The 25,367-nt window shown below is 40.6% G+C and carries 15 protein-coding genes; 5 read left to right on the plus strand and 10 right to left on the minus strand.

Annotated features, from left to right (window positions below; translation table 11 throughout):
• Window positions 1-3: 3 nt before the first annotated feature.
• Complete coding sequence (locus C727_RS18375; protein WP_017445605.1) at window positions 4-3,261, minus strand: DUF1553 domain-containing protein; 3,258 nt, start codon at window positions 3,259-3,261, stop codon at window positions 4-6.
• A gap of 298 nt (window positions 3,262-3,559) precedes the next feature.
• Between C727_RS18375 and C727_RS0110540 the strand changes: the two genes are divergently transcribed.
• The 5 genes from C727_RS0110540 (at window position 3,560) to C727_RS0110555 (ending at window position 8,830) form a co-directional block, all read left to right on the plus strand.
• Window positions 3,560-5,116: a sulfatase-like hydrolase/transferase gene (locus C727_RS0110540; RefSeq protein ID WP_017445607.1), complete on the plus strand. Its 1,557-nt coding sequence runs from the start codon at window positions 3,560-3,562 to the stop codon at window positions 5,114-5,116.
• A 28-nt stretch (window positions 5,117-5,144) separates the two neighbouring features.
• The gene (locus C727_RS19560; protein ID WP_155949215.1) at window positions 5,145-5,966 is read left to right on the plus strand and encodes a sulfatase-like hydrolase/transferase; all 822 of its coding nucleotides are present in this window, start codon (window positions 5,145-5,147) and stop codon (window positions 5,964-5,966) included.
• A gap of 124 nt (window positions 5,967-6,090) precedes the next feature.
• Window positions 6,091-6,462, plus strand: coding sequence for an Ig-like domain-containing protein (locus tag C727_RS19565; protein ID WP_051008730.1), 372 nt, complete (start codon window positions 6,091-6,093; stop codon window positions 6,460-6,462).
• A gap of 290 nt (window positions 6,463-6,752) precedes the next feature.
• Entirely contained in the window at window positions 6,753-7,442 is a 690-nt protein-coding gene (locus tag C727_RS0110550) for a response regulator transcription factor (protein WP_017445608.1), read from the plus strand.
• Window positions 7,439-8,830, plus strand: a complete 1,392-nt coding sequence (locus C727_RS0110555) for a HAMP domain-containing histidine kinase (RefSeq protein ID WP_017445609.1) — start codon at window positions 7,439-7,441, stop codon at window positions 8,828-8,830. Before C727_RS0110550 ends, C727_RS0110555 begins: the two co-directional genes overlap by 4 nt.
• Here C727_RS0110555 and C727_RS0110560 read toward each other — a convergent pair.
• From C727_RS0110560 to C727_RS0110600, 9 genes are all read right to left on the minus strand, one after another.
• The gene (locus tag C727_RS0110560; protein WP_017445610.1) at window positions 8,796-9,929 is read right to left on the minus strand and encodes a PepSY-associated TM helix domain-containing protein; all 1,134 of its coding nucleotides are present in this window, start codon (window positions 9,927-9,929) and stop codon (window positions 8,796-8,798) included. The genes C727_RS0110555 and C727_RS0110560 overlap by 35 nt on opposite strands.
• Window positions 9,930-9,944: 15 nt before the next feature.
• Complete coding sequence (locus C727_RS0110565; RefSeq protein WP_017445611.1) at window positions 9,945-11,987, minus strand: TonB-dependent receptor plug domain-containing protein; 2,043 nt, start codon at window positions 11,985-11,987, stop codon at window positions 9,945-9,947.
• A gap of 436 nt (window positions 11,988-12,423) precedes the next feature.
• Window positions 12,424-14,622 carry a beta-galactosidase gene (locus tag C727_RS0110570; protein ID WP_017445612.1) on the minus strand — a complete coding sequence of 733 codons (2,199 nt, stop codon included), beginning with the start codon at window positions 14,620-14,622 and terminating at the stop codon, window positions 12,424-12,426.
• Window positions 14,623-14,786: 164 nt separating this feature from the next.
• On the minus strand, window positions 14,787-16,652 hold the full coding sequence (locus C727_RS18385; protein WP_017445613.1) for an arylsulfatase: 1,866 nt from the start codon (window positions 16,650-16,652) through the stop codon (window positions 14,787-14,789).
• A gap of 170 nt (window positions 16,653-16,822) precedes the next feature.
• Complete coding sequence (locus C727_RS0110580; protein WP_017445614.1) at window positions 16,823-18,748, minus strand: sulfatase-like hydrolase/transferase; 1,926 nt, start codon at window positions 18,746-18,748, stop codon at window positions 16,823-16,825.
• Window positions 18,749-18,852: 104 nt separating this feature from the next.
• Window positions 18,853-19,887, minus strand: a complete 1,035-nt coding sequence (locus C727_RS0110585) for a PepSY-associated TM helix domain-containing protein (RefSeq protein ID WP_017445615.1) — start codon at window positions 19,885-19,887, stop codon at window positions 18,853-18,855.
• Between the two features lie 11 nt (window positions 19,888-19,898).
• On the minus strand, window positions 19,899-21,998 hold the full coding sequence (locus C727_RS0110590) for a TonB-dependent receptor domain-containing protein (protein ID WP_017445616.1): 2,100 nt from the start codon (window positions 21,996-21,998) through the stop codon (window positions 19,899-19,901).
• A 121-nt stretch (window positions 21,999-22,119) separates the two neighbouring features.
• Window positions 22,120-23,154 carry a hypothetical protein gene (locus tag C727_RS0110595; RefSeq protein ID WP_017445617.1) on the minus strand — a complete coding sequence of 345 codons (1,035 nt, stop codon included), beginning with the start codon at window positions 23,152-23,154 and terminating at the stop codon, window positions 22,120-22,122.
• A 78-nt stretch (window positions 23,155-23,232) separates the two neighbouring features.
• Window positions 23,233-25,287 (minus strand): right-handed parallel beta-helix repeat-containing protein, encoded by a 2,055-nt coding sequence (locus tag C727_RS0110600; protein WP_155949216.1) that lies wholly within the window; start codon window positions 25,285-25,287, stop codon window positions 23,233-23,235.
• Window positions 25,288-25,367: the final 80 nt, after the last annotated feature.

Raw genomic sequence — 25,367 nt, forward strand, 5'->3', positions numbered from 1 at the left:
TATTTATTGTCGAGTAACAAATTCACTAAGGTTCATAACAGCCGAACTAACCACCACATAAGGCGCCACATCGGAAAAATCATTTGCACTTATTAAAGTCGGTTTTTCCCCCACATTTAACAAAAATTCAGCTTGCTGCTGATCAGCTTTATAAGCCAATACCATTTCTTCAAGCAAAGTGGTTAATTCGGCCAATTCGGCCGAATCTAAGCTGCGATTTAATAAGCTAGTACTAATAAATTCGATTCTGTTTTTTGCGTCTGAGTATTTCAGATAGGCTCGCTCAGCTAACACTCGAGCAGCTTCAACGTATTGGGGATCGTTTAGCATGACCAGCGCTTGCAATGGCGTATTGGTAATTTGTCGACGAGATACACAATAATCTTTGGTAGCCGCATCAAAAATAGTCATTGAAGGTACGCCAGCCGTTCGTTTCCAATAACTGTATATACTTCTGCGATACAAATCGTCACCTGTACCTTGTTCATAGGCAACTTTGGCGTTAATAGACTGCCAAAAATTATCCGGTTGATACGGTTTTACGCTAGGACCACCCACCCGATTAACTAATAAACCGGCAGCCTGCAATGCGCTATCTCTTATTTGTTCGGCTGTCATCCGATAACGGCCACCACGAGCTAGATAAATATTCTCTGGATCCTTGATATTCTCGCCATTGGGTAAATTTGAATTTTGCTGGTAAGTACTCGACATCATCATAAGCTTAAGCATGTATTTAATGTTCCAGCCCGACTCAACAAACTCGACCGCCAACCAGTCTAATAATTTGGGGTGGCTAGGTAGGTCACCCTGTATACCAAAGTTTTCTGAGCTATTGACAATGCCGCGACCAAACATCAATTGCCACAATCGATTGACCATAACACGCGCTGTTAACGGGTTTTGTTCAGATTCCAGCCACTTGGCTAACCCCAACCTGTTTTGTGGATATTGCTGGCTAATATCGCCAAAATATTCTGGAATATTGGCAGTTAATACCTCAGACTTATCCGGCTGATCGTAACTGCCACGTTGCAACAAATAGGTAGGTCTGATCGGTTTATCAAACGGTGCTGCATCATGCATCACCATAATTTGTATTGCTCGTTCATCAATTAAGCGATTAAGTTTTTCTTCAGTTTTAAGCAGCTCAACTTTATCACTCATGTATTGCTGATTATCGCTTAAAAGCTCACTCGGGTACTCGCTAAATTGACCGCCAGCAATTTGCCATGGCGAAGCGTTTGCCAAAAGTTTAACTTCTTCAGCACTCAAGTTTTTATCGAGTAAACGAAATTCATCCAGATCTCGCCCAGTAAACATACCTGCTTTAGAAAGCTTAGGCGCACCAAAAACAACTTCACCATAACGAATAGCGGTAGATTCACCCTCTAAATTATCTTGTACAATTTTACTTTTAAGCTTTTTGCCATTTAGATACAAAGACAACCCTTGGGCCTGTTCCGAACCATCATATTGTGCGTACACGTGTTGCCAATTGGTATCATCAGGAAGTGGCTCGGAAACGACTTTAATCGCATGCTCAGGCCAAGCACCCACTACAGCGAACTCAAGCTGATTTTTATCATTGATAGCAAGATCATAACCTTTGATTTTACGGGAGTTTTTTTGATATTGCGCCGCTAATCGAAAACCATTGGTTGGTAAGTTTTTGTTCGCCTTAACAGGTTGGTCAATATAAGTGGGCAATCCTTCAAACAAACGCATATCTTCGTCTGTTGTTTGCCGCGTCCAAATACTTAAACCCAACGGCTTTTTATTAAAAATTTGTGGGTGCAACCGTGAATGAGCAAACCCAGAATATTTTCCTTGCCCATTAAAGCGCAGAGCGTTGCCGAATTTACCCAGTGTGACTAAGGTGTTGGCAATACTCACTTGCTCGGTATCACGGGCAAAACGCTTTTCAAAGTTTACGTAATATTTGTTTTCTACAACCAGATTTTTATATATGTCTGCATTAGCTTGAACGCCAAGCTTAGCGGTTAACTCTGCTTTGTGCGCAGACTCGACCGCTTTAACACGAAGATCAAACTGCCTGATCTCATTCTCGATTTGTGCCGCAAGCTGACTATCTTGTTTATCAGGGTAATAATAAGTATTTGGCTTCGCCCAACTGCCAGCACTGATACCTGTTTCTTTAGTATTATTAAAAAAGGCAAACATCTTATAATAGTCTTTTTGCGAAACTGGATCATATTTGTGATCATGGCAGCGCGCGCAGCCAACACTGTGCGCTAAGAAGGTTGTTGAAGTCACGTCTACTTTATCAGCAATATATTCAACCCTAAACTCCTCATCAATAATGCCACCTTCTGCGTTTAACGGTGTATTTCGGTTAAAACCTGTCGCAATAATCTGTTCCTTAGTCGGATTTTCCAGTAAATCACCCGCGAGTTGTTCGCGCATAAACTGGTCAAATGGCATATTGTTATTAAAAGCATCAATAACCCAGTTACGCCACGGCCACATGTTGCGCTCACCATCATTTTGGTACCCATCGGTATCGCCATAACGAGCCAACTCTAACCAATAACTAGCCATTTTTTCGCCATAACGAATATCAGAAAATAAATCATCAAGCATTAACTCGTAAGCATTTTCTGATTCATCATCTAGATATTTTTTAAGTTGATCTTGAGTTGGGATCACGCCTGTTATATCTAAAAACGCTCTGCGAATAAGTTTGGCCTTACTGGCTTTATCCGACGGTGATAAGCCATGTTCATACATTTTAGCTAGGGTAAAGTTGTCGATAGGGTTAGACACCCACTGGGGATCTTTAACTTTGGGAACTTTAGGTTTTACCGGTGGAATATAAGCCCAATGCTTTTCGTATTTAGCCCCTTGATTTATCCACTGGCGAATAATTTCTGCTTCTTCTTTAGTCACATTGGTATGTGTAGATTTAGGCGGCATCACAAAATCGGGATCATCAGAAATAATCCTTTGATAGGCGATACTCGCTTCGGCATTCCCTGGCACAATGGCTTGACTGCCATCGGCAAAGGTTTTATACGCAGATTCTGGGTTATGCAGTTGCAAATCGGCCTTACGGTTGGCTTCGTCTTGGCCATGACAACCAAAACATCGATCCGATAAAATAGGCTTAACTTGCAGACTATAACTGATAGGCTCAGAAGTACTAGGTGTTTTTTCACCACACCCCACAATCGCTAAACTAAACAGAAAAGGCAGTGTTTTTTTTAGCCTATGATCTATTTTAATGCAGGTCAGTTTCATATTAATTCGCTCAATGTTTTCAAAATATCTAAACAATTAATTTTGTTTTTACCTAAAACAAACAGATTGAAAACATTGTCACCAATTAACAATAAAAAATCTTGCATAATTTACCGTGTGGTAAATCTTACAACTATTCACTCGGTTAATTTGTTATTTGGGCAGGTAATCAAGCCTAAAATCCATAAGACCTTTTATAATTGAATCAAAATAATCACATACAATTTACAATGTGAAGGTTTTCCCTTAAAATTTATTTATTTCAATAATAGCAACAAATTAAAATTTGAGGTGACGAATGGTTTCTCGCTCGTTTAAAAACCTAATCGGTGGAGCGCTTTTGGTTCTACTACATACCCCGGTTATATCAGCAAACACTAAACCCAATATAGTATTGTATTTTGCCGATGATATTAGTGCGCGAGAATTTCCGGTTTACGGCGCAGATGAATGGAGCAAACCTGAGCGCGGTAGCACCTCAGATCCGGCGTTTCGTGCCCAAACCCCAGTCATTGACCAATTGGCAAAAAAAGGCGTTTGGATCACCTCAGCTTGGGCTGCTACCTTATGCAAACCAAGCCGTGCCATGTTATTAACTGGCCGATACGCACATCAGCAAACATGGTGGGCCAATAAAGATATCGGAAAACAAAAAACTGCGAGCGGCAATACGGAGCTTTATCACATTTATGACAGTAGCCCTATCCTGTTGAGTCATATTGCAGCGAGTGCTGGTTACGCAACTTACTGGGCCGGTAAATTTCACTTGTCTGGCAACTATAGCCAATATGGATTTGATGAAGCCATGATCACTCCGGCATTGCTCTCTGAGCCCACCAATCCTTATAGTGATTTTCAACTTGATCCTGTAAAAAAAAATGGCCAAACAAAACTCGTTAATATGGATACAGAGCAACCCGTTAAACAGCGTACATACGCGCAAGATAGTTGGTATTGGTATCCAAATGTTCGCTTATGGAACCATCCTTCTGCACGCAAGCAGTTGGTCTGGTGGCCAAACACTAAAACAGATAAACAAAGCTTCGGTGTAAACAGCTATGGTCCAGATTTAGAAATGGAATTTATTTTTGACTTTATCGACCGTAAGCACGAACAAAATAAACCATTTTTTATCTATCACGCGTCACACTTAGGTCATGATCAATTTGATTTTTTAGGAAATAGCGCCAACTCAAGCTGGCCAGGGACCCCAAAAATCCACTGGGATGGGCAAAAATATACCCGTACAGAGCCAAACATTACAGGCGATAAAGGCCTCTATGATACCCATGGCACAGTCACTCCCCCTGGCATGCATCACCATATTAATTATATCGATTTTCAAATCTGGCAATACATACAGAAATTTAAAAAAATGGGCGTTTTAGAAAATACCATTTTTATTATTACAGCCGATAATGGTTCAGGGGGGTATGGTAAAAACAGCCCTGACCGCCAAAAAGGGACTCATGTGCCCATGATAATCTACGCACCTAATATGACCAAACAAGGACGCCAGGATGTTTTAGCAAGTATTGCCGATATTTGGCCGACACTTGCCGACTTAGTTGGTTTTGAGCCACCCGAGGGGTATCGTTATGATGGCGAAAGCCTTGTGCCCTTTTTATTTGCAGACAAAAAGTTTCACCGTGATTGGGTATACAGTTACCAAGGCCGTAAGCAGATCATTAGAGGTCGGCAAGTTATGAGAGATGGCAACCAGCGCTGGTGGGATGTCTCTAACGAGGTCTCTGATTACATTAGTTATCCGTTAATTAAAAATTGGCAACAAGCAACGCCAAGCCAAAAAGCAGAAAAAGCCAAACTGAATAATATTTTACCAATCTATCAATAAATATTTTGACCTGATTAGGGGCCCACATATGTTTAACATAAAATCATTCCCCCCCAAGCAATCCGATACTTCGAATGGAAGTATTTGGATTTTACTGATGTTAATATTTAGCTTTTGCGGCACCAGTGCATCCGCTAAACAAGATACAAATAAAAGAAGCGAACAACCACCGAATGTTGTGCTTATTCTAATTGATGATTTAAACCATTTTGGTTTTACAACGTACGGAGCCAACATTTTACGCTCGACCCACAAACAGTTTGGCGACCGTAAATTTAGCACACCTAACATAGATAAATTAGCAACCACTGGCGTACGAGTAGAAAGGGCCTATACACACCCATTGTGTGAAAATACCCGCGTTGCTTTGATGAGTGGTAAACAAAACAACCGCAATTTTATACAGCCCAAAGCGCTGCATCACTCAGATATTACGATTGGCGATTTATTTAAACGTGCCGGATACGTAACCGGCATGTACGGAAAATGGAAACAAACCCGAGGCACAAAAAATATCCATGCAAAAGACTATATTTCTGAATTTGGCTGGGATGATTATGCAACCTTTGACGTAGTTGATGCTGGTCAGCGTTTTATCAATCCAAACTTAGTCATTAACGGTAAAATTGTAAACTATAAAGGACGCAAAGATGTCGACCCAGCAACAGGGCGACGTTGGTATGGACCTGACATTTTTAACCGAAAAGTATTAAACTTTATAGAAAAAAACGCAGCTAAACCGTTTTTATTATATTACCCAATGGCTCTTGTTCATTCTGAACATAAACCAACACCAGACACTAAACCTAACTCGATCTTTGATCAGTTTTTGGCCACAATTATCAGGTAAATCTGGCGTACCGAGATAAACCATTCATAGTTGGTTTGTTGGCAACGCACATTATTTAAAAGAGGACAATATCTTTAAAACTGAGTTTGTATTCGATAAACACTTTAAGCGCTATGCCCCTAGCATGCATTTTCCGACAGGGCGTTTTTTTGATTTGCGCACCGATCCACTCGAGATGCAAGGCGAAAAATCGGTACATATCCGTTGGGGGGTTAAACGCTACAGTGGGATACCTTTAGATGAACTCACGCCAGAACAACAAAAGGCCTATGATAGATTAGGTCAGGTTTTAAAAACCCAGCAAATAGTACCAGCAGATAGTTTAAAAATTATCGCGCCACACTCTCAGTTGAAGACTAAAGACAGTATGCAGCTAAACTATCAACTGCGACCGACAAACACCACCCGTAGCGGCGTGATTTGGCACAGCTCTGATCCCAGTATCGCCAGTATTGAAAATTTGGTACGGTTAAAGCCCATAAAAAAGGCCAAGTGACAATCTCGCTTTATTCTTGGGACGATGCGAACCCAGTCGCAAGCGGTAAAGGCAAAGAATATAAAACAGATGGCATTTCAGACAGCATGATACTGACAGTGCATTAGCAACTATCAAACCATTAGATTTAGATCAAGACGAAATCGATGCCTTAATCGCTTTTTTAATGAGCTTAAACGGCGAGATGCCATGGGGGCAACCACCTGATGAAGTCCACTAAAATTTAATGAGTTATTGCATATACAAATGATAATTAATATTATCTAACCTTTTGCGAATTGAGTATAGCTATGGCGTCAGCCCGTATTTTAATTATTGAAGACGATACGACAATGAATGAGCAAATTTCGACTTTGCTTAGTGCTAATCGTTTTGATACCACTCAATGTTTTGATGGTGATACTGGCTTGCAAACGGCATTAAATAGCGATTTTGACATTATTCTATTAGACTGGTTACTGCCTAAACTCGACGGTTTAAAGCTCCTGCAAAGACTGCGATTGGTAAAAGATACACCGGTTATGATGATCACAGCGTCCGGTGCCGAACAACAGCGGATTGAGGGATACCGCACTGGGGCCGATGATTATTTACCCAAACCCTTTAACTTTACCGAAATGATAGTTCGCATTGAAGCCCTATTGCGGCGCACCGGCAGTCACAAACTGGCAACCGCCAGTAACAACAGCTTGCAACTACATAATTTGTTTTTAAACAACCAATTGCAGCAAGTAAAAGTTGACCAACAAGCAGTTGAGTTAACCCAAATTCAGTTCAAATTGCTTTGGGTATTAGCCAGCAACCAAAACGAAGTGCTTAGTAAAGAGTATTTATATCATACTGTGCTGCACCGCCCTTTTAATAGATATGACCGTAGTTTAGATATGCATTTAAGTCGGGTTCGTAAAAAACTACAACAAGCGGGTTTTGCCAGCCAACATTTTACAACCGTGCATGGTAAAGGGTATTGCCTGCGATGAAAAACAAACTACTCTGGCGGCTTTTTTTTGTCATTGGCTGTGGCACAGTGGCACTTTTTTTAATGATCCATTGGCTTAGCGAGCATACAGAAACTCGAATGAGTTTTTTATCGCCGCAACACCAAACTCAACTTAAAACATATGGACAAACAGCCGAGGCCATTTTAGAGACACAGGGTGAGCAAGCGTTGGCAGCATATCTTGCCGAGTTGCAAACAAAAGAAAACACATGGGCAGCTGTTGTGCACTCTGAGTTAACGCCATTTGCAGGCACCCACATGTTGCCGTTATTTGAAGATTATTTTCAGCTAGGCCGAGGGTTAGACTGGAAAATACATCTTTATTTTGATTTTAACCCAGTAATGGAGATCCCATTTAAAGATCGACATACCCACTTTTTAATGCAATTGCCAGATCGTATGCGTCCCGGCACCTATTTGCCGTTATTTTTGGTATTAGTGCAAATAGCTTTACCCTTTATTTTATTATCGATTTTAAGCTATATCCTATATCAACACCTTATGACCCCGCTACGGGCATTAAAAAAAGCCACTGAATCATTTAGCAGTGGTGATTTAACAGCCCGCGTCAGCCCAAAACTGCCCAAAAGAGACGACGAATTAGCTGATGTCGCTCTAACTTTTGATAAAATGGCCCACCGCACCAGTGAGTTAATTGTAAATCAACGCCAATTATTAGCAGATTTATCGCACGAGTTGCGCACACCATTGGCACGAATCGATATGGCGGTTGATTTTGTTGAGCAAAATATCAATCAAGATATGGCAATACAAAGACTTAGATACGAATCAAACAATATGCGTAAATTGGTTGAAGACACACTCACCTTTTGCTGGCTGAATACCGAAGCACCTGAGCTTAGCCAGGAAAACTTTGATTTAGTTGAACTGATTGAAGTGATTGCCGAAGACGCCCAGTTTGAACATCCCAAACAGCAGCTTACTACGCGGTTACCTGAAACCGCACCTATTTATAACAGTAGCCAATTAGCATTAGGCCAAGCCATTGAAAATATCGTCCGTAATGCATTTAAATACAGCAAAAACCAAGTTCAACTTGAGCTGATAAAACGATCTAACGAATACCAAATTACAGTGCAAGATGAAGGGCCTGGGGTACCGGATGCATTGCTTATGGATATTTTTAAACCCTTTTTCAGAGTTGATAAATCTCGCGCCAACGCTAAACAAAACGACCCATCGGAAAAATCGTCCGGTTATGGCCTTGGTTTAGCCTTAGCGCAGAGACAAATACACGCGGTGGGCGGTCAAATCACCGCGAGTAATAGAACAGATGCAGCCAGCGGTTTAAAAATAACCCTGATCTTGCCCATTAAGCGTTCTGCGTCATCCGCTTTAGGCGTTTAAACGCCAGCATCACACCTGTGTACACTAATATGCAGCATAATAGAGAGACCAAACCCGCAATGGTTTGACCAACAAAACCATAATGCTCCCCTGTATGTAAAAAACGCGCAGTGCCCCATGCTCTATCCCCGGGGGTCCAATCACGCTTGGCTAAAGTATGAGTGACCTCGCCTGAGCGGGTATCAAAATATAATGAGTAGGCAAGCGACTGCCTGTGACCTATACTTTTATCAATATAAAACCTGGCCTGATGCAGCTCATCACCAATCTCCATCCACATTGAATACCAATTTTGATAGTTATTTTGCTCAGCATGAAGTTGTGCTTGCTCAAACAAATACTGATACGAAACTTTATCTTCGGCTAAACTTAACACCTCTTGATGCTTTTCGCGTTTAGGTAGGTCTTGGCCATAAAACCCATATAAAACCTTGTTGGCCCATTCAAAATGAAACAAAGTAGCAGTTAAACAAATAAGCAAAAGAACAGGCGCGCACCAAATACCAAATACTAAATGCCATTGGTGACGGCGATGACTTTTGTTTAAATATCGTGGTGCGAGCAATGCATGTTTGCGTAATGACTTTAACGACCAGCGTTTAGGCAGCCAAAGGTATACGCCTGACACCAGCAAAAATATTAATGCTAAATTGGCGTAATTATTAATGGTTTTACCAATAATTTGTTGCTCGCCATGCATCAATAAATAGCGGTGCAAGTCTGTTAACCAATGAAAAGTGTCAGCGACCCAGCCTTCACCTTGGCGCAGTATGTTTGCGTTAACAGGATCAAACAAATACGCATTTGGCCCAGCCCACCCAGGTATCGCCGCACCGGCTCGGTTAACCCAGCGTACATAAATATGAGGCTCGTCTGGATGCAATTGCTGCAGCTTTTTAACAATCACATCTGTGCTGACCGGTTTTTGTTGTGGTGACAGCGTTTGTATAAAACGCATTTCATCCAGCTCTTTAATTTGGCGCTCGTACGTTAACAAAAACCCAGTTGCAGACATTATAAATACAAAAATCGCGACCACTAGCGCGACAAAAAAATGGGCCCAAAAGACCCATTTTTTAATAGTTTGTGAAACTGACATAAGTGTTGTTTTATCTTAGAAATCGTAAGTAACAGAAACACGAATGTCGCGACCGGCTTCGTACGGACCTCTCACCCCGTCAAAGCCGTCAACAGCGCTATAGTCACCAACGCTTGAGTGGTCTATATACAATTTATCAAACAAATTAGTCACGGCTATGTTTAACTGTAAATCTGCGGTAAGCGTCCAATCTGCGTATACATCCACTGTGGTGTAATTTGGTTTTTTAAGATCGTATATAGAATCTGTCCATCCTTTATCTACGGCTTGATGCAAGGTTTTTATGGTCAACTCGTTTACGTGAGTAATGTTTACTCCCATGTTGATGTCGCTATTTAGGGTATAATCCATACCTAACACCAAGCTGTCACCGCGACTGTTACCTAAACCTACAAACTCGTATCCGTTTATGTCGATTTTATCATAATCAACCGAATAAATGCCGTCGCGCGGAGCTAGCTCAGTGTCTGTATGAGAATAGCCAACTAAAAAGTCGAACGAGCCCCACTGATAAGCAACATCAAATTCAAAACCTTCGGTGCTTAAATCACCAATGTTGTTATAGATAGAACTGCCTTCAAACCCCGTAAATAATACATCGTTAATTTTTGAACGAAATACACTGGCTCTGGCATGCAAGCCTTTTAAACGATATTCGATTGCAGCCTCTACATTAACAACGGTTTCAGGCACTACATCAGCAGAAACAACAGGCGCATCACTGCCATCATACAAGTACTCGTCTAATGTAAAACCGTCACCAATTTCTTTGCCTCGCGCCGCTTCAGCAAACCCTAATGCAAGCTTCCATTGCTCGTTGATGCGATAATCTAAACCAAGATTAAAACTGACTTCGCTGTCGTTTAATCCTGCTGGACTGTCAGTAACAGGGTCACCATAATATTCATCTATTAAAATATTTTGTTGAAAATCGTAGTCATCAAACCGCATCCCATAACTTAACAATAGTTGGTCGGTAATGTCGCTATGTGCTTGAATATATAAACCTAGTACACTGCCCTCTTCGCTGTTTTCTGGCGAACCGTCAGCGGGGCCGCTTTCTACTTTATCGTTTCGGTAATCAATACCATAGATCAAACTGTGAGCACCAAACTCACTAGTGTTACGTATATCAAAACCATGGGTGTCTATGTCGGCTAACCAAGCAAATCGACCACCAATAAATGACGAACTGGTTTGATAGGCTGTCGCTTGGATATAAACAAGATTACTGTGATCATAACGGTAATTTGCAACCCAAGTTTCTCGTTCGGCTTCGCTGTCGTAAAGCGGTGATCCTTCCGCCACATACCAGTTTGGCCGCGCCGAAAATTGACCTTTTTCGTCTCGCTTTTCAAAACTAACAGACAGATATTGCTTGTTAGTTAACATACCGCTGGTTTTTAAAAATACAAGATCCTGATCAGCAGCAGTGCCATAAATGGTGTTTCCATCCCCATCTTCCATGTTGTCACGGTCGATGGTACTAAAATAGCCCAGTACGCCCCAGTTTTCGGTTAAACGGCCATAACCGGTTGCACTATATCTGTGCCCGTCGTTACTAAAATAACTGGCTTTTAAACGGCCGCCTGCTTGTTCGTCACCCGTTAAAAAATCACTGGCATCTTTTGTTTTAAAACGAATTGCACCACCAATAGCCCCTGGGCCACTAGTTGCCTCACCTGCCCCGGCTTGCACATCAATTTGTTTTAACAAGTCTGGATCTAACGTTACCCGACCAATGTGGTGAAACAAGGTTGATGTTTGTTGGGCACCGTCTACAGTGACATTTAAATAAGCGTCTTCTAAACCACGCACATAAATTTTTTGTGCAACGCCAACCGAACCACCCACACTAACCGAAGGCGACTTGCGAAAAATGTCTTCTAAATCGTTTGCTTGCAAGCTTTCAATATCTTGTTTGGTAATACTTAAGTTAGTTGCAGAGCCAACGACAGCAACACGCTCAATTTTATTTTCTTTTTCTGTTTGTTCTGTTTGCGCGTATGTATTAGCCGTTGCTGCACACATGGCAGCAAATAAAACTGATTTTTTCATCATGTTTTCCCGAATTCCGAATTGTTATTTTAATTAAACGCAAATCATTCTCACTAAGTTTTAAATAAAAAGAAAGCACTTTTACAATTGTTACGAATGCAGAAAATAAGTAAAAAATAAACAACCTGATCAACGCGAACTCTTTTAATTAGCCGTTGATTTTAGCGTTGATATAAATCCCCAATGAAGTATGACCGATGCAACTTACCCTCCATATTTAGAAACAAAAACGTTATTGGGTTGCTGGATTTAGGTTCGGTGTTGGAAAGGTACTGAATGTTTGAGGGGGACAGGTTGTGCTAACTCATCCACAAAACCGCCTGTATGGCAATGAATAGTCAGCCTATGATGATTTCCATAGTACAAACAAGCGGATGGAACAAAATATTCCACCCGCTTTTTATCAAAGCCAAGGTTTATTTACTCACCTGTTTAATTAATTAGATCTTGTGTGGGCATCCTCATCAATTTGAATGGTATTTAGCTTTTTAGGCTTTTTCGGCTCAACTAATTTATCATTAGCTGCGGCTTCGCTGCGAAAGTCGTAAAAACGATAACCGACTTCTTTTATGCTTTTTACCAACTCAGGGAAAGGTTTATCAGCCAAATCAACAATGCCCACATTGTAGTTTTCGCCATCGCCGCGGCCAGTTGGCGGCTGCTCTGCGTATTGAAACCAATGAGTGCCAACAATATAAGGGTTAAGCAGCGCACTATCTAAGTACTCTGTATATAACTCTGCACGATGTGATTGGCTTTTAGCTTCAACAACCCCTAAGTGCAAAGCCCCTCTATCAAGTGAACCAAAATGAAATTCGCCAATTAAAATGGGCTTATCAACGCCTTTTGGCAAACCAACATTTTGTACATTGTACTGGTATTTGTTCATGCTGATCACATCTGAGTACTCAGCGGCGGTGCGGATCACGGTATCACTGTTTGCCCAAGCTAAACGACAGCCTAAATACAGTGCGTTGGGTGCGATTTTTTTAAGTTCGCTGCGAACCGTTGAAAAATAGGTTTGCACTATTTTTTTATAAAATGCGCTAATATCATCCCAAGCTTTGCTTTGATTCGGTGCTTGCGTGGTAATTAACAGGTCTTGCCAACTGCTATGCTGAGTGCCCCATTTTTGATTAAGCAAAGCAATGTTTTTATACTTTTGTTTTAAGTCGTTTATAAACTCAATTTTAGCCGGCTGATCAGCAGGGCTTTGCAAAGTGGCAACGGCTAACGATCCTTCCGCGCCCCACGAGAGTTCATTTTCGACAAAAAACCCTAATAAATATGGGTCATCAATCGTATGTTCCCGGTTTGATAAGGCCTTTTTCAACTGACGCTTAAAACTTGGGTCAAAAACATCATGAAACTTACCCCAATACCCTTTAGAGGCTTCAATTTTTTTAGTCCCTCTAACCCAAACAGTTTCGGTATAAGGCGTAATCCCATCTGTTATAAGCTGCTTATCCGAGGCAACACCCAAAGTATTCATACCCCAGCTTCGAAGTCTGGCGTGAGTCACTTCGGCAAATTCATCCCGCCAGTTTTGACCGTATTTTTGATACAGATTAGAGGCGGTAAAGTTGTAAGTTTCACGTTCAGGCAAGGTTTTATAATAGCCGTGCGAGGCGCGTCCTGCTTTGCCATAAAATTGAGCAAACTCTGAATCTTTAGCTGGCAGCCATTCAAAATAATCTTCTCGGTCTGTGATGCCTGTTATCGCGGTGCCCATATTTACAACACCAACGCCGTGCGACCAAAATAAACGTCCGTTAGGATCAACAAACCACCAAGCTCCGTCGTATTTTTCTACTCTAAAAAACCCACTCGCGGTGAGTTTAGGACCATTTTTCCAGCCGCCATATTTATTAAATTCAGCAGGTCCGGGTTGTGCTTTAAGTGCGCGTTTTTCTTCTTGTGCTTGTTGTTTTAAATCGTCAACAGAGAGCGTTTTCCCTGGCCAATGGGCATGTTTATATTGCCCAAAACGATCAACAAAAGGTAAAAAACCATCGGGTTCCACCCAACGAACAGGGTTAGTTGCACGTATGTTATCTATCAGCAGTTTATGTTCATTACTGGGGTAGTTAATGGTTATTTTTACCTGCTCGATAGCCGATAAGTCCGACTTTGCTTCGCCGGGTGCCGCTCGCATGGCTTTAAGGTTTAACGGTTTGGTAAATCGCCATGGGGTAGTAATAATATCATCAGACACAGTTTTAGTTTCGCCTGGTGCGAGGTCAAACCGAATTTCCATCTGCCAAGCTTCCATGCCATCCGCTGGGTCACCCACTTTAAATATAATCCGCGCTGGATGCTCACCAGCATTGGTTATATCCATTTTTACGTGGTAATAATTATTTAAATCCCAGCTACCTTGTGGGCGTTTAATTGTTACACCGGGTGCGCCTGAACGGATGCCAGTTTCAACCAACAATTGTGTTGAGCCATTTTTATTAAGCAATTTTGCTTTGGCATCATTAGTTATCACAGAGCTTAAATCAAAACCTTGCTCAAAGTTAAACAAGGTAATGCCATCAGGCACGGCTGTGGATGAAGCGGACCAAACATTCGCAGATAACAAGCACCCAGTTAAACTTGCGTACTTTAGCCAATTTAAAGGAGCTTTTTGCATAAATTTATACCTTTAAGTTAAAAAAATTAAATAACTAATATCGCAATTTTGTGTTCGATGGACTTTATCCCCCACACAAGTTGTCAACATTATACATTTAATATTCATCTTAACAATAAATTTACGACCTATACAAATTCCAGTCTCGCTGACTAGTACTAGCACTACGGCTGCTTAGAATTTGGTTCTATATACAGGTAATAATAATGTCCGGTCTGCTGGTTAGCTGTTGTAAACCAAGCACTTATTTTTTGTAAGCCCGATGGCAAATTAACTATAAATTCGGTACTGATTGCGTTGGCTAACGCCTTCGTTTCTAATCTTTTATCACCTATGGTTAAATAAGCACGTTCAATTTGTATTGCCTTGTTTTTAAAACGATAAAAATAATAGTTTTTATGATGTTTTTTCGCGTCAAGCTCAAATTCGTCTGGTGTCTTATCAGCCGCTAAGTTCAGCTCCCGAGGCCAACGGCTGAGTGTTATTTTGTATTCACCCGGTGATTGCACATCGATGTAGCTATATCCATTTTTTAACATGCGTGCACGACGAACTTCAAACTGACTATACGCAGGCTGACCAATATTTAATAAATTTTGCGGCGTGATCACAGTGGTATACTGTTTTTCTGGATAAATGACAAAGGGATACTGGCTATCATCTGCAAATTCGATCTCTTGCCACCAATTTAAATAAGCTTTATTTAATTGTGCCATTACTTTGGGATATTTGGTGGATAGATCATTTTTTTGCGCTATATCACTGGCTTGATATAGCTCTGTATTAACCATTCGCCAATTGTCAGTTAGAACTGCGTATTTTTGAAATTTGACTAGATGCCCATCATCCACTCCATTTTCACGGCCCTGGTGATGAACAAATAAAGTTCTCTGCGGATATTGCTTTGTGTTATTTTTCGTTAGATAAGGGGCTAAACTGATGCCATCAAAATCAATTGATTGGTTAAGGTTAAGACCGCACATATCAATTAAGGTAGGCAATATATCAAAGTGAGCCGTTAACGGCTCGAAAACTGCCTGATGTTTGTAACCACCTGCTGGCCAATGTAGATATAAAAAGGCTCTGTGGCCGCCTTTATATACTGATCCTTTGCGACCCCGCATACCTGCATTGTAACCATCTTTAACCCAGCCATTCGCATTTTTTTTGCCTTTGATATCGGCTAAAGTAACACCATGTCCTGTGCCATTATCATTTAAAAATAATAAAATAGTATTTTGTTCAATTGACAGCGCTCTGAGTTTGTTACGCAACCGTCCGATGTTTTCATCTATGTTTGCAATCATGCCATAAAAATTGGCCCGCTTATCTGGGATCTCAGGATTATTGCGATACGGTTTAGCGTATTTTTCTGGTACATTCAGTGGACTATGTGGTGCATTTAACGACAGATAAATAAAAAAAGGATTGTTTCTATTTTGCTCAATGTAATCTATGGTTTCATTAAACCATACATCCGTTGCATATCCGTTAGCTTGCTCAGGTTCGCCATTACGAAAATAAATATCATCATATAAATCATTGCCCCAGTAATCAGGCGTTTCGCTAATAGAGCCCCCACCGTGGATGAAAGAGGTTTTAAATCCTCTGTCTTGAGGTCGATACGGGTAATTATCCCCTAAGTGCCATTTACCAAAAATGGCGGTTTCATAATCATTATTTTTAAATACGTCGGCCATTGTCATCTCACCTTTTGCAAGATGATGACGGCTTGCGTAGGTTAACCACACCCCAACTTTAGTTGAGTATTTACCTGTCATTAGCGCAGCGCGTGTTGGTGAACACGTAGGATCAACGTGAAAGTCAGTAAATTGTAGGCTTTGCTCGGCTAGCGCATCTAAATTAGGCGTTTTTAACCAAGGGTTCCCAGTGGCTGCTAAATCGCCATAGCCTTGATCGTCGGTCAAAATAACAATCACGTTAGGTCGCGTTTTTGCTAATGTTTGAGAAAAACCTATTTGAGTAGTGACAATGAGTAGAAGAGCAATCAAATCCCTAAAATAATTCATATCAAAAACCTCTGTTTTAAAGATAATGAATTTATCTTACCTCAACTTGTTGCTATAATTAAATCAATTTATGGATTTATTAGATAAATAAAAAGCGAACGCACTTTGACGATATTTTTCGCCAAACACTGAGTGCGTTGTGCTTTGATTATATTTGAAATAGGTTCAACTTAGTTCGGCAATGGCTTTAACGGGCGACGGACTTGGTTCACTTTTAAACCTCTTCCATACTGACCAACAGCAACTTTATCTACGTCAACTATTCCCAAGTTGGCTAAAATCGAACGAACAGACTCTTCGTGGCGCAGTGCTTGTAAATCGGATAAATGTGGTTTTAATAACCATGGTTTGGTATAGGCGATAGTTTCTAGCGCTGAAATTGCATGATCGTTTTTGCGATCTTCTATTAACTTCATAACAGCTTGAGGATGACCGCTATAAGCTAACGCTTCAAACATTACAGCGCGGACCGATGCATGTGTTTCGGTTTGTGATTGTGTAAATGTTAACTTTGTACTGGATACCCCTTTAGCTGCAAGTTCGGCAAAACCGTTTGCAGCCCAGAACCGTGCAACGGGGTTTTTGCTCGTTAAATATTGTGCAAAATAATCAACGTCGGTTGATTTAGCCTGGCTGACACGATTAATCAAATCAAAATAGTTTTTAAAAGTAAATTGTGCGGTAAACCAGTTTCCGTACTGCTTGCCTTGTTTCATCGCCACTGGTATAAAACCTAAATCGCCTGATTTTGCAATGTGCTCAGCAACTAATTGACGCATCTGTTTAAGTTGCGTTTGATATTTAGGATCGTTCGCTAAGTTGTTTGTTTCATTAGGGTCTTTAGTTAAATCATATAGGTATTCAACAGATTTAGGCTGATAAAACGCTTGGCTAAATTCAGACTCTGGCGTTTGATGAGCGTATGCGTCTAATGCTAAATTGGACGGCATGCCCCACTGAAACGCATTGCGTAAACTAATAGGTTTGCGGGTTAGATAAGTTTTAAAATAATTAAATTTTCCATTTGTTACCCCGCGCCAAGGGTCAAAGTGGCGTTCTTGGTTAGTTCTAAAGTTATACGCATATTTTTGCAATGGTTGTGCGTATGGACCCATAAACGCTTCCCCTTGCATTTGAGATGGTGGTTTAATGCCTGCTAAACTTAAAACTGTGGGTCCGAAATCAACAAACTCAACAACCTGTTCAGAGGTAGCTTTTGGATCTTCGCTTATTAAATGTTTATATTGTTTGGGTATATGAACAACAAGTGGCACTTGGGTTCCTGAATTAAACAAAAAGCCTTTACCGCGTGGCGAACTACCGCCATGATCCGAATAAACAAAAATTATCGTGTTATCGAATAAACCTTGCTGCTTTAAATCATCAATAAATATTTTTACCCAGCGATCAACATCATATACCCCTTCCAAATGAAACTGATAATCTGAGCGAACAGCAGGTAAGTTGGGCAGATAAGCCCCTGGGTGCGCGTTGGCCGAAATTCCGTCTTTGCTAAAATCTCGGCGACCTTCTAAATGGTACGAAGTTAACCGGCTCATATGGGTCATGCCAGCATTAAATACTGCAAAAAAAGGTTGTTCTGGTGCACGTGCAGGGCTGTTATAGCTGGCTTTGTTATCCCACTCACTCCAAATTTTAGCAAGTGCGGATTTGCTTAACTCAACATTATAGTCTCGTTTGCTATTATTGGTTGTAAAATAACCCGCTTGTTTTAAAAGTGCTGGAAAATAGACTCGATCTGCGGGCGATTCAACTATGGCTCTATGGTGATCTGAGCCAAAAGTAGTTGCATAACTACCTGAAATCAAACTAGAACGGGCTGGTGAACAATAAGGCGCGTTAGAATATGCATATTTGAATACTAAGCCATCGTCGGCTAGTTTTTCGATATTTGGCGTTTTAAGGTAAGGATTGCCGTATAAAGCAAACTCATTCGCTGAGGTGTCTTCAAAGGTTAACCATAAAATATTAGGTCGCTTAGCCGATATTTCAGGGCTTGCATGCGTGCGCTCCGTCACCCCGCTAACCGCTAATATTAACAAGACCCATTTACACACAAAACTTGATCTTCGCATACTTTTACCTGTTGCTGGATTGATTTGATTGTATAAAACAAATCAAAATTCGAAAGCCGTAAAAGTATGCGATGGTATCGATTTTTACCTGTCTCGTTAGCCGGTTATTTTTTTAATAAGTTTCGGGCAAACGAGAAGGTTGTAATGGCTAATGCGAAACTTGTCATTAGCATAGTTATAAACAACCACAAAGTATATGCTTTTGGTAATCTTGTTCCATCATGCAGAGATCTAATTAACGAGTATACTTGTTCATTTACAGGTAATTTTTTAAATTTACTCGATTTTATGACTCGGCCTTTGGGGTAGTTAATGGTTATAGTGTCAAACCCATGTAACCAAGCATGATCTTCGGTTTTAAAACGTATAGTTAAACTCGAACCTTTACCTTTGCGTCCTCCCCGTTTTAAAACACTCGTCACTGTTTGTTCTGGCCAGATTTTTTGCGCAGCGATAATCGCCTCCCCCAAGTGAATAAACTTTTGTCGGTTAGGGTACTCAGTGACTGTCGGTTGTTCGCCAATCATTAAAGTTTGTACCTGCTTTCGCCAAGTTAAGGCTGCGCCTGTCAACGCGGCTATAATTAAGGGTACAGCAACAAATAAACCAATTAATTGGTGGCTTCGGATTAGGCTAGAACGCTTACCATTTTTAGGAACAAAATGCTTGAGTTTTATATTTTTCCAAACTGGGATCAGCAAAATTAAACCAACCAGGGTTAACCCGACTGTAATGAGCGAAGCGACCGCATTGATTTGTGCACCTATACTCCCTAAATGAAAGTTGCGGTGCATAAAAAACATAAACCGCCAAACACTTTTTGCAACTGGGTTAGGCTCACCTACCACTTGGTAGCTACCGTCCAATTGCAACCGAGACCCACTATCAAAAATCTCGTAATAAGGCGTTTCTTCGGTTGGAAATGTTAACGATTTTGCTTTAGGATATAATTCAAAAATTTCATTAATAGCAACTGCTTTCTGATCAATTGTTAATTCATCAACTAACTTATCAGACGGTTTTAACCACTCTGTTAGCAAGTCGTTTGCTGCTAAATATGTCGCGGTAAATGTAGCGATAAACAATAATATGCCAACAAAAAAGCCAAGCCATTTATGGATTGTTCGTAATACATTCATGAATCAATCCTCTAAAAATTAGCTTCGAACAATAATTTTATATTTCGGCCGGGTTCGTAATACGAAATATCACTCTCTTCGCCTGTATCTATGTCAACTGATAAACTCTGGTAGCGTTTAGTGTAAAGTTTATCGGTTAAATTACTCACGCGCACTTGAGCTTTCCAGTTTTTGTTGAATTGGTAGCTAGCAAACATATCTATAACTGTATAAGACAGGCGATTAAAAGATGAGTCTGCATCAACTTCTCTTTTATCACGCCAATTTAGATCAAAACCTACGCGTGATTTTTGTGCAAACAAATAAGCACCTATCGAAAAGTTAGCGCTTGCAGGGCTGATGTCGACTAAATTTTCGCCACTTATTTTATTTTCACCTTCTAATTTCTGCGCAGATAAAGCAGTAAAAATATGATCATTGGTATAGTTTATTTTAAATTCCAAACCATGAATTTCTGCTTGCTCAATATTCTGATAACTGATCCTATCAACCGAATAGGTTTCACCGTTTAATTCTATGCTGCCAGGCGCTAAATCAACTTCAGATATGTAATTATCCAGCTCGTTGTTAATATAAACTAAGTGCATATAAAGTTCGTCATTATTATAAAATAACGTCGTTGGGTTAATTCTTGCACCAATTTCATAACTCACCGCATATTCGGCTTCAAGCTCTTCGTTGGGTACATATTCCGTACAAGAAAATCCTCTGCGACCTTCTTGACACTCCACTTCGGTACTGCCTCGACCAAACGCTTCGTGAACTGAAGGCGCTCTAAAGCTCTTTCCAATAACACCAAAAATACTCACACGATTAAAAAAGTCACTTCCGAACGGACGCCAATCTAAATGTAATTTTGGAAAGACCCCCTGATTAGAGGAACTTGCATTCGATGCTAAATCACGCGATTCAAAATTGTCATATCTTAACCCAAGGACCAGATCTAAATTGTGCATCGGTGAAAACCGGTCACTGGCATACAACCCTAAAATTTCACGCTCTCGTTGTGCTTGCTCCCCTGCTGCAGAAAAATAACCGGTTGTGATATCATCTTTAGTGTAATCAATACCAACATTTATTTGGTGCCTTTGCTTCCAAAGGCTCACCGGACTTTGATTTTGAATTTCGATAAAATCTGTTTTAACTTGCCAGGTTTGTTCATCGTCTTCACCCAATGTTCTACGGGTACGTTTAGTTTTGGCTTGCCCTATTCGGCTATTTAAATTAAGCCAGTCATAATCAACTGAGGTAAAGTTATGTTCAAAATTAATGCTGTTGTCTTCAATTTTTGTTTGTTGGGTGCCTGAAGACAATACCCGTCCTTGACTAATCGCACCGCGACTCGTATAAGATTTTGAAAAATCAAGATAAGTCAATTCAAAATCCCCTGCATTATCACTGTTATGTACTAACTTTGTCAGCAAGTTTTTATCTAACGAACCTGAGCTCCCTCCAATGGCTTGTTTACCATTGCCATCTTCATAGGCTCCTGCGTCACGATAAGAAAAACTTACAAGTGCCTGGGTAAAGTCACCTAATTGAGTACCTACTTCAACTCCAGTTAACCAAGAGTCACCGTTTGTTTCGTAACCTTGACGTAAATTTAAGCCCCAACCTTTGTCACCATTTATAATGTCTTTTGGGTCTCGTGTTTGCATATTGAGGTAACCACCAAGCGATCCACTGCCGTACAAATTTGCCGCTACACCAGGGATCACTGTAATTTTTTGAATAATTTCTGGATCGATCCAAACTGTATTTGCCCCGCCATGTCTAGTTTGGTTGAAGTTTTTTGGAATGCCGTCGATGCGCGTTGTAACCTGATCACCCGAGAGACCTCGAATAATAACATTAGACCCTTGACTACCGCCTTCTTGGTCGACTTGGACACTGGTTGTTTTTCTTAACGCTTCTTCTAAAGTTGAAGCTTGTTGGGCACGAATATACTCTGCATCAATTAATTGTGCTCCTTCCAAAAACGAAACTCGTTCGTTGACTGGGTTCCCGATTCTGTCTGCAGTAACTTCTATAATTTCTGTCTGTTTTTTTGCAGTTGTTGCGTAAGAAAAACTCGCTAACAATAGTAGGGTTAAAGGCGTGTATTTAAACATGTTCTTGTCTGATTGGATTTATAATAAATGATAATTGTTATCAATTTTATTACCTATCCTATAAAAACACAAGATAGTACCCTAATTTTAATTTGCTCGCTTACACGCATTAACGAATAGGTTATTCTTTTAACTGTTTGATTTTATGTTCAATCAAAGGATCTTCGGGCGACAATTGTTGGGCGGTTTCTAGCAGTTGAATCGCATCTTTTGGATGTTCATCTTGGTGTTTAAGGGCAATGTCGATCAGTGGCTGCACATCTATTTCAGCAATTTGTTCCTTTACGTGCTGTTCTTTTTCGTCAATTAAAATTTGATGAGCTTTACTCAACAATTCCAGTCTATGGCTTGAGTTGACATTTGCTTTGTTTAATTTAGTGTAATAGTCTTCTTTAAATCTAAGTGTTCTCGTTTGTTGCCTAAATTGCTGAATGTCTATATTTTGGTGAACGATAAAATCTGCGGCAATTTGTTTATAAAAGCCAAATTTGTTTAGATACTTGGCATGCGTGCCATGTCCCATGCCAAACACCCTTAGATGAGTGAGTTGGGCGTATCGTTTTGCATGTTTTTTATCAATATTGTTGGTTGGATCGTAGATAATGTATCCTTTCGCCGAACCTAGTTCTAGATCATGATAATCACCTTGCCAGTCAAATTTCTGCGCAAGCTCAGTGCTCGAACGGGTATCCCAAGGCACTTTATCTGAATTTTTAGTACTCACTGGATGAAACAATAAAACTTGATTCAGCTGCAACAAGTTGGCAAACGCGCCAACGGCAAACCCGCCACGACTTAATCCATACCCTAATCGAGACGGAAATATTTCAACGAGGGGCGCAAGCTGCTCTAAAAAAAAGATAAGGTTTTGACTGCGAAACCAATTGACCCGTCCCAAATGTTGAAAGGCTATTACATTAACACCCTGTTTAATCGCAAGCTTGTATCCCCAAGGAAAATAACCCGCTTGGGTGTCAGCGACCTGAACATTTGTGCCAGCAGGCGAAAAGGTAAACAAAACAGGCTTGTTCGGATCGATAAAGCTATATCGTACATAAACATCGTCGAGCAAGTCGTCACCAAGGTGAGGCAATTGCTGTTCACGCGCCTCGGGCGACCCACTTAACCATTGATCTAGCCAATATAATAACTTCATTAATCCTCCAATACAGGTGAAGTACTATATTAACAAATCCTGTTAACGATTAGAAATGTATCGCCCACTACTACCTTTTTACTCGTCTAACCTTGCATAGATACCTGCGGTCCATCTTGTTCCGCCACGCTCGTATGCGCCAAGATCAGCTTTAATACCAACCCGATTTTTATAAAAACCATCAACATCCATGGCGCTATCTAATAAAGGACTGTCGCTGGCGGGCATAAAGTTCTGATTATCTAGATCTTCAAAAATAGCCGGATCATTTTTTATGAGGTTATTTTGGCTATCAAAAGCAGGCCCAGGTAACCAATCGGCATGGCTGGCAATATTATTATAAACTCGGTTATCTTTTTGCTCGTAGTTATTAACCCAGCTTCCCATAGCTTCACTTACTTGCCATAAGGTATTGTGAAACATATCATTGTTCCAGTTAGCCCAGTTAAGCTGAAGACCTGTCCAAGTAATATTCCAAACCACATTGTGGTCAACTTGATAGCCTTTACTATTATTGTCTAGATAAATACCAGCCGCGCGGCCATCGGCATAAGCTGGGCCTGCTGTATCATGAAACCAGTTATGGTGAATACGGGTATTTTTTTGCTCGTCATTACCAACCGTATAAAAAATCCCACCATCGTTATTAATTAACATGCCATTTGAAACGTCATTGTAGGCGACTTCACCGTTTTTTCCTGGGTAATAAATACCGTCACGACCAAAATGAGAGATAGTATTCTGAACAATTTTAACATTATCGGCGCTGCATCTGATTGGCGAAGCGTGAATACCTAAGGTATTAAAATACCGAATAACATTATTTTTTATAACCGTCCCAACACCACGACCAGCCCATGCTTGAACAGCGACCCCAACCGCCGAACCATGCTCTAACAAGTTGCCTTCAATTAGGGCATGATGACCAGCCACCAGTATAGAGCCATCGGTCAGCTGCGCATTATTATTGTCTAAGTCATCTAACCGTTCGCGACCATGGATAATGGTATTATTTATAATTTTATTATAATGGCCTGAGGTGATTACATTAGCACCAAATACATGCATATTTTGCAATTGAATATGGTTACCTTTAAGCTCTGCGGCGGTGACTTTAACTGGCACCTTCACACTGTCTATGGCCGGTTTTTGACCATCCGGCGGGTAAAAATATAAAGTTTCGGCCGTTGCGTCATAAAACCACTCACCTGGGTGATCGAGTAAATTTAATCGGTTAAATACCACTAATCGGCCTCGATTATAGTTTCTATATACGCTTGGGTTATGTGGATTAAAAGGCCATTTATTTACATCTATTTTAGTATATTTTATTTGCCCGTCACTCTGTGCTGTGATCTTTCGGGTCCAACTGGTTCCCGAGTGTGCGCCCAAATACCAAACATAACCTCCCACTAAATTGTCTGGCAGATTATTTGCCAATATGGTTTCACCATCTCCGCCTTCGATAGCATGGGCATCAATGGTAAAACGATTATCATCTATGTTATTTGGCCAACGCGCCAAATCCATAATATTTCCATTGTGATAAACTTGATTAAAGGTATCACCTAGTGTGAGTTTAATATTGCTTTTATATATATTGCCTTGGTGTAATTGCCAATTATTCACAACTTGAGTCGAGACCAAATTAACGGTTTCACCATTCGCAGCACGAACAATAATTGGATTATTTTCAGTCCCACTTTTTGAGATAAGCAAAGGTTCCGAATAACTCCCCCCTTTAATAATTAGTGTTTTACCTGCCGTTAACTCGGTGTTGGCTTTAGCAAACGTTTTAAAAGGCTCTGTCTGAGTGCCCGGGTTGTTATCATCACCATCGGATGAGACAAAAATTGCATCGTCTGGGATATTTTGCTGGCAGCCTTGAAATTCTTTAAATCCTTTTTCATGCGGACATAAATCCAGGTCATCGCTGACACCATCATAGTCTGAATCTAAAACAACAGATGGTGTCGGCGTCGGTGTCGGTGTAGGTGTAGGTGTAGGTGTCGGCGTCGGTGTCGGCGTCGGTGTCGGCGTAGGTGTCGATTCCACCGTTTCAGAATTGGACGAGCCACCACAAGCTGTCAGCAACAAACATAAGGCTAAAGTTGAAATTTTAAAATGCTTCATTTCACAATCACATGTTAACAATCTATTATTTTGTAAGATAACATGTAAACAAATCAAATGTAAATTATATTTAAACTTTA

This window comes from Gayadomonas joobiniege G7 (assembly GCF_000300815.1).
Lineage (GTDB): Bacteria > Pseudomonadota > Gammaproteobacteria > Enterobacterales > Alteromonadaceae > Catenovulum > Catenovulum joobiniege.

Coding starts and splice junctions, on each gene's coding strand:
- C727_RS19565 (WP_051008730.1), top strand. CDS start 6,091: ATGCATTTTCCGACAGGGCGTTTTTTTGATTTGCGCACCGATCCACTC.
- C727_RS0110540 (WP_017445607.1), top strand. CDS start 3,560: ATGGTTTCTCGCTCGTTTAAAAACCTAATCGGTGGAGCGCTTTTGGTT.
- C727_RS18375 (WP_017445605.1), bottom strand. CDS start 3,261: ATGAAACTGACCTGCATTAAAATAGATCATAGGCTAAAAAAAACACTG.
- C727_RS0110555 (WP_017445609.1), top strand. CDS start 7,439: ATGAAAAACAAACTACTCTGGCGGCTTTTTTTTGTCATTGGCTGTGGC.
- C727_RS0110595 (WP_017445617.1), bottom strand. CDS start 23,154: ATGAAGTTATTATATTGGCTAGATCAATGGTTAAGTGGGTCGCCCGAG.
- C727_RS0110560 (WP_017445610.1), bottom strand. CDS start 9,929: ATGTCAGTTTCACAAACTATTAAAAAATGGGTCTTTTGGGCCCATTTT.
- C727_RS18385 (WP_017445613.1), bottom strand. CDS start 16,652: ATGAATTATTTTAGGGATTTGATTGCTCTTCTACTCATTGTCACTACT.
- C727_RS0110600 (WP_155949216.1), bottom strand. CDS start 25,287: ATGAAGCATTTTAAAATTTCAACTTTAGCCTTATGTTTGTTGCTGACA.
- C727_RS0110565 (WP_017445611.1), bottom strand. CDS start 11,987: ATGAAAAAATCAGTTTTATTTGCTGCCATGTGTGCAGCAACGGCTAAT.
- C727_RS0110550 (WP_017445608.1), top strand. CDS start 6,753: ATGGCGTCAGCCCGTATTTTAATTATTGAAGACGATACGACAATGAAT.
- C727_RS19560 (WP_155949215.1), top strand. CDS start 5,145: ATGTTTAACATAAAATCATTCCCCCCCAAGCAATCCGATACTTCGAAT.
- C727_RS0110570 (WP_017445612.1), bottom strand. CDS start 14,622: ATGCAAAAAGCTCCTTTAAATTGGCTAAAGTACGCAAGTTTAACTGGG.
- C727_RS0110590 (WP_017445616.1), bottom strand. CDS start 21,998: ATGTTTAAATACACGCCTTTAACCCTACTATTGTTAGCGAGTTTTTCT.
- C727_RS0110580 (WP_017445614.1), bottom strand. CDS start 18,748: ATGCGAAGATCAAGTTTTGTGTGTAAATGGGTCTTGTTAATATTAGCG.
- C727_RS0110585 (WP_017445615.1), bottom strand. CDS start 19,887: ATGAATGTATTACGAACAATCCATAAATGGCTTGGCTTTTTTGTTGGC.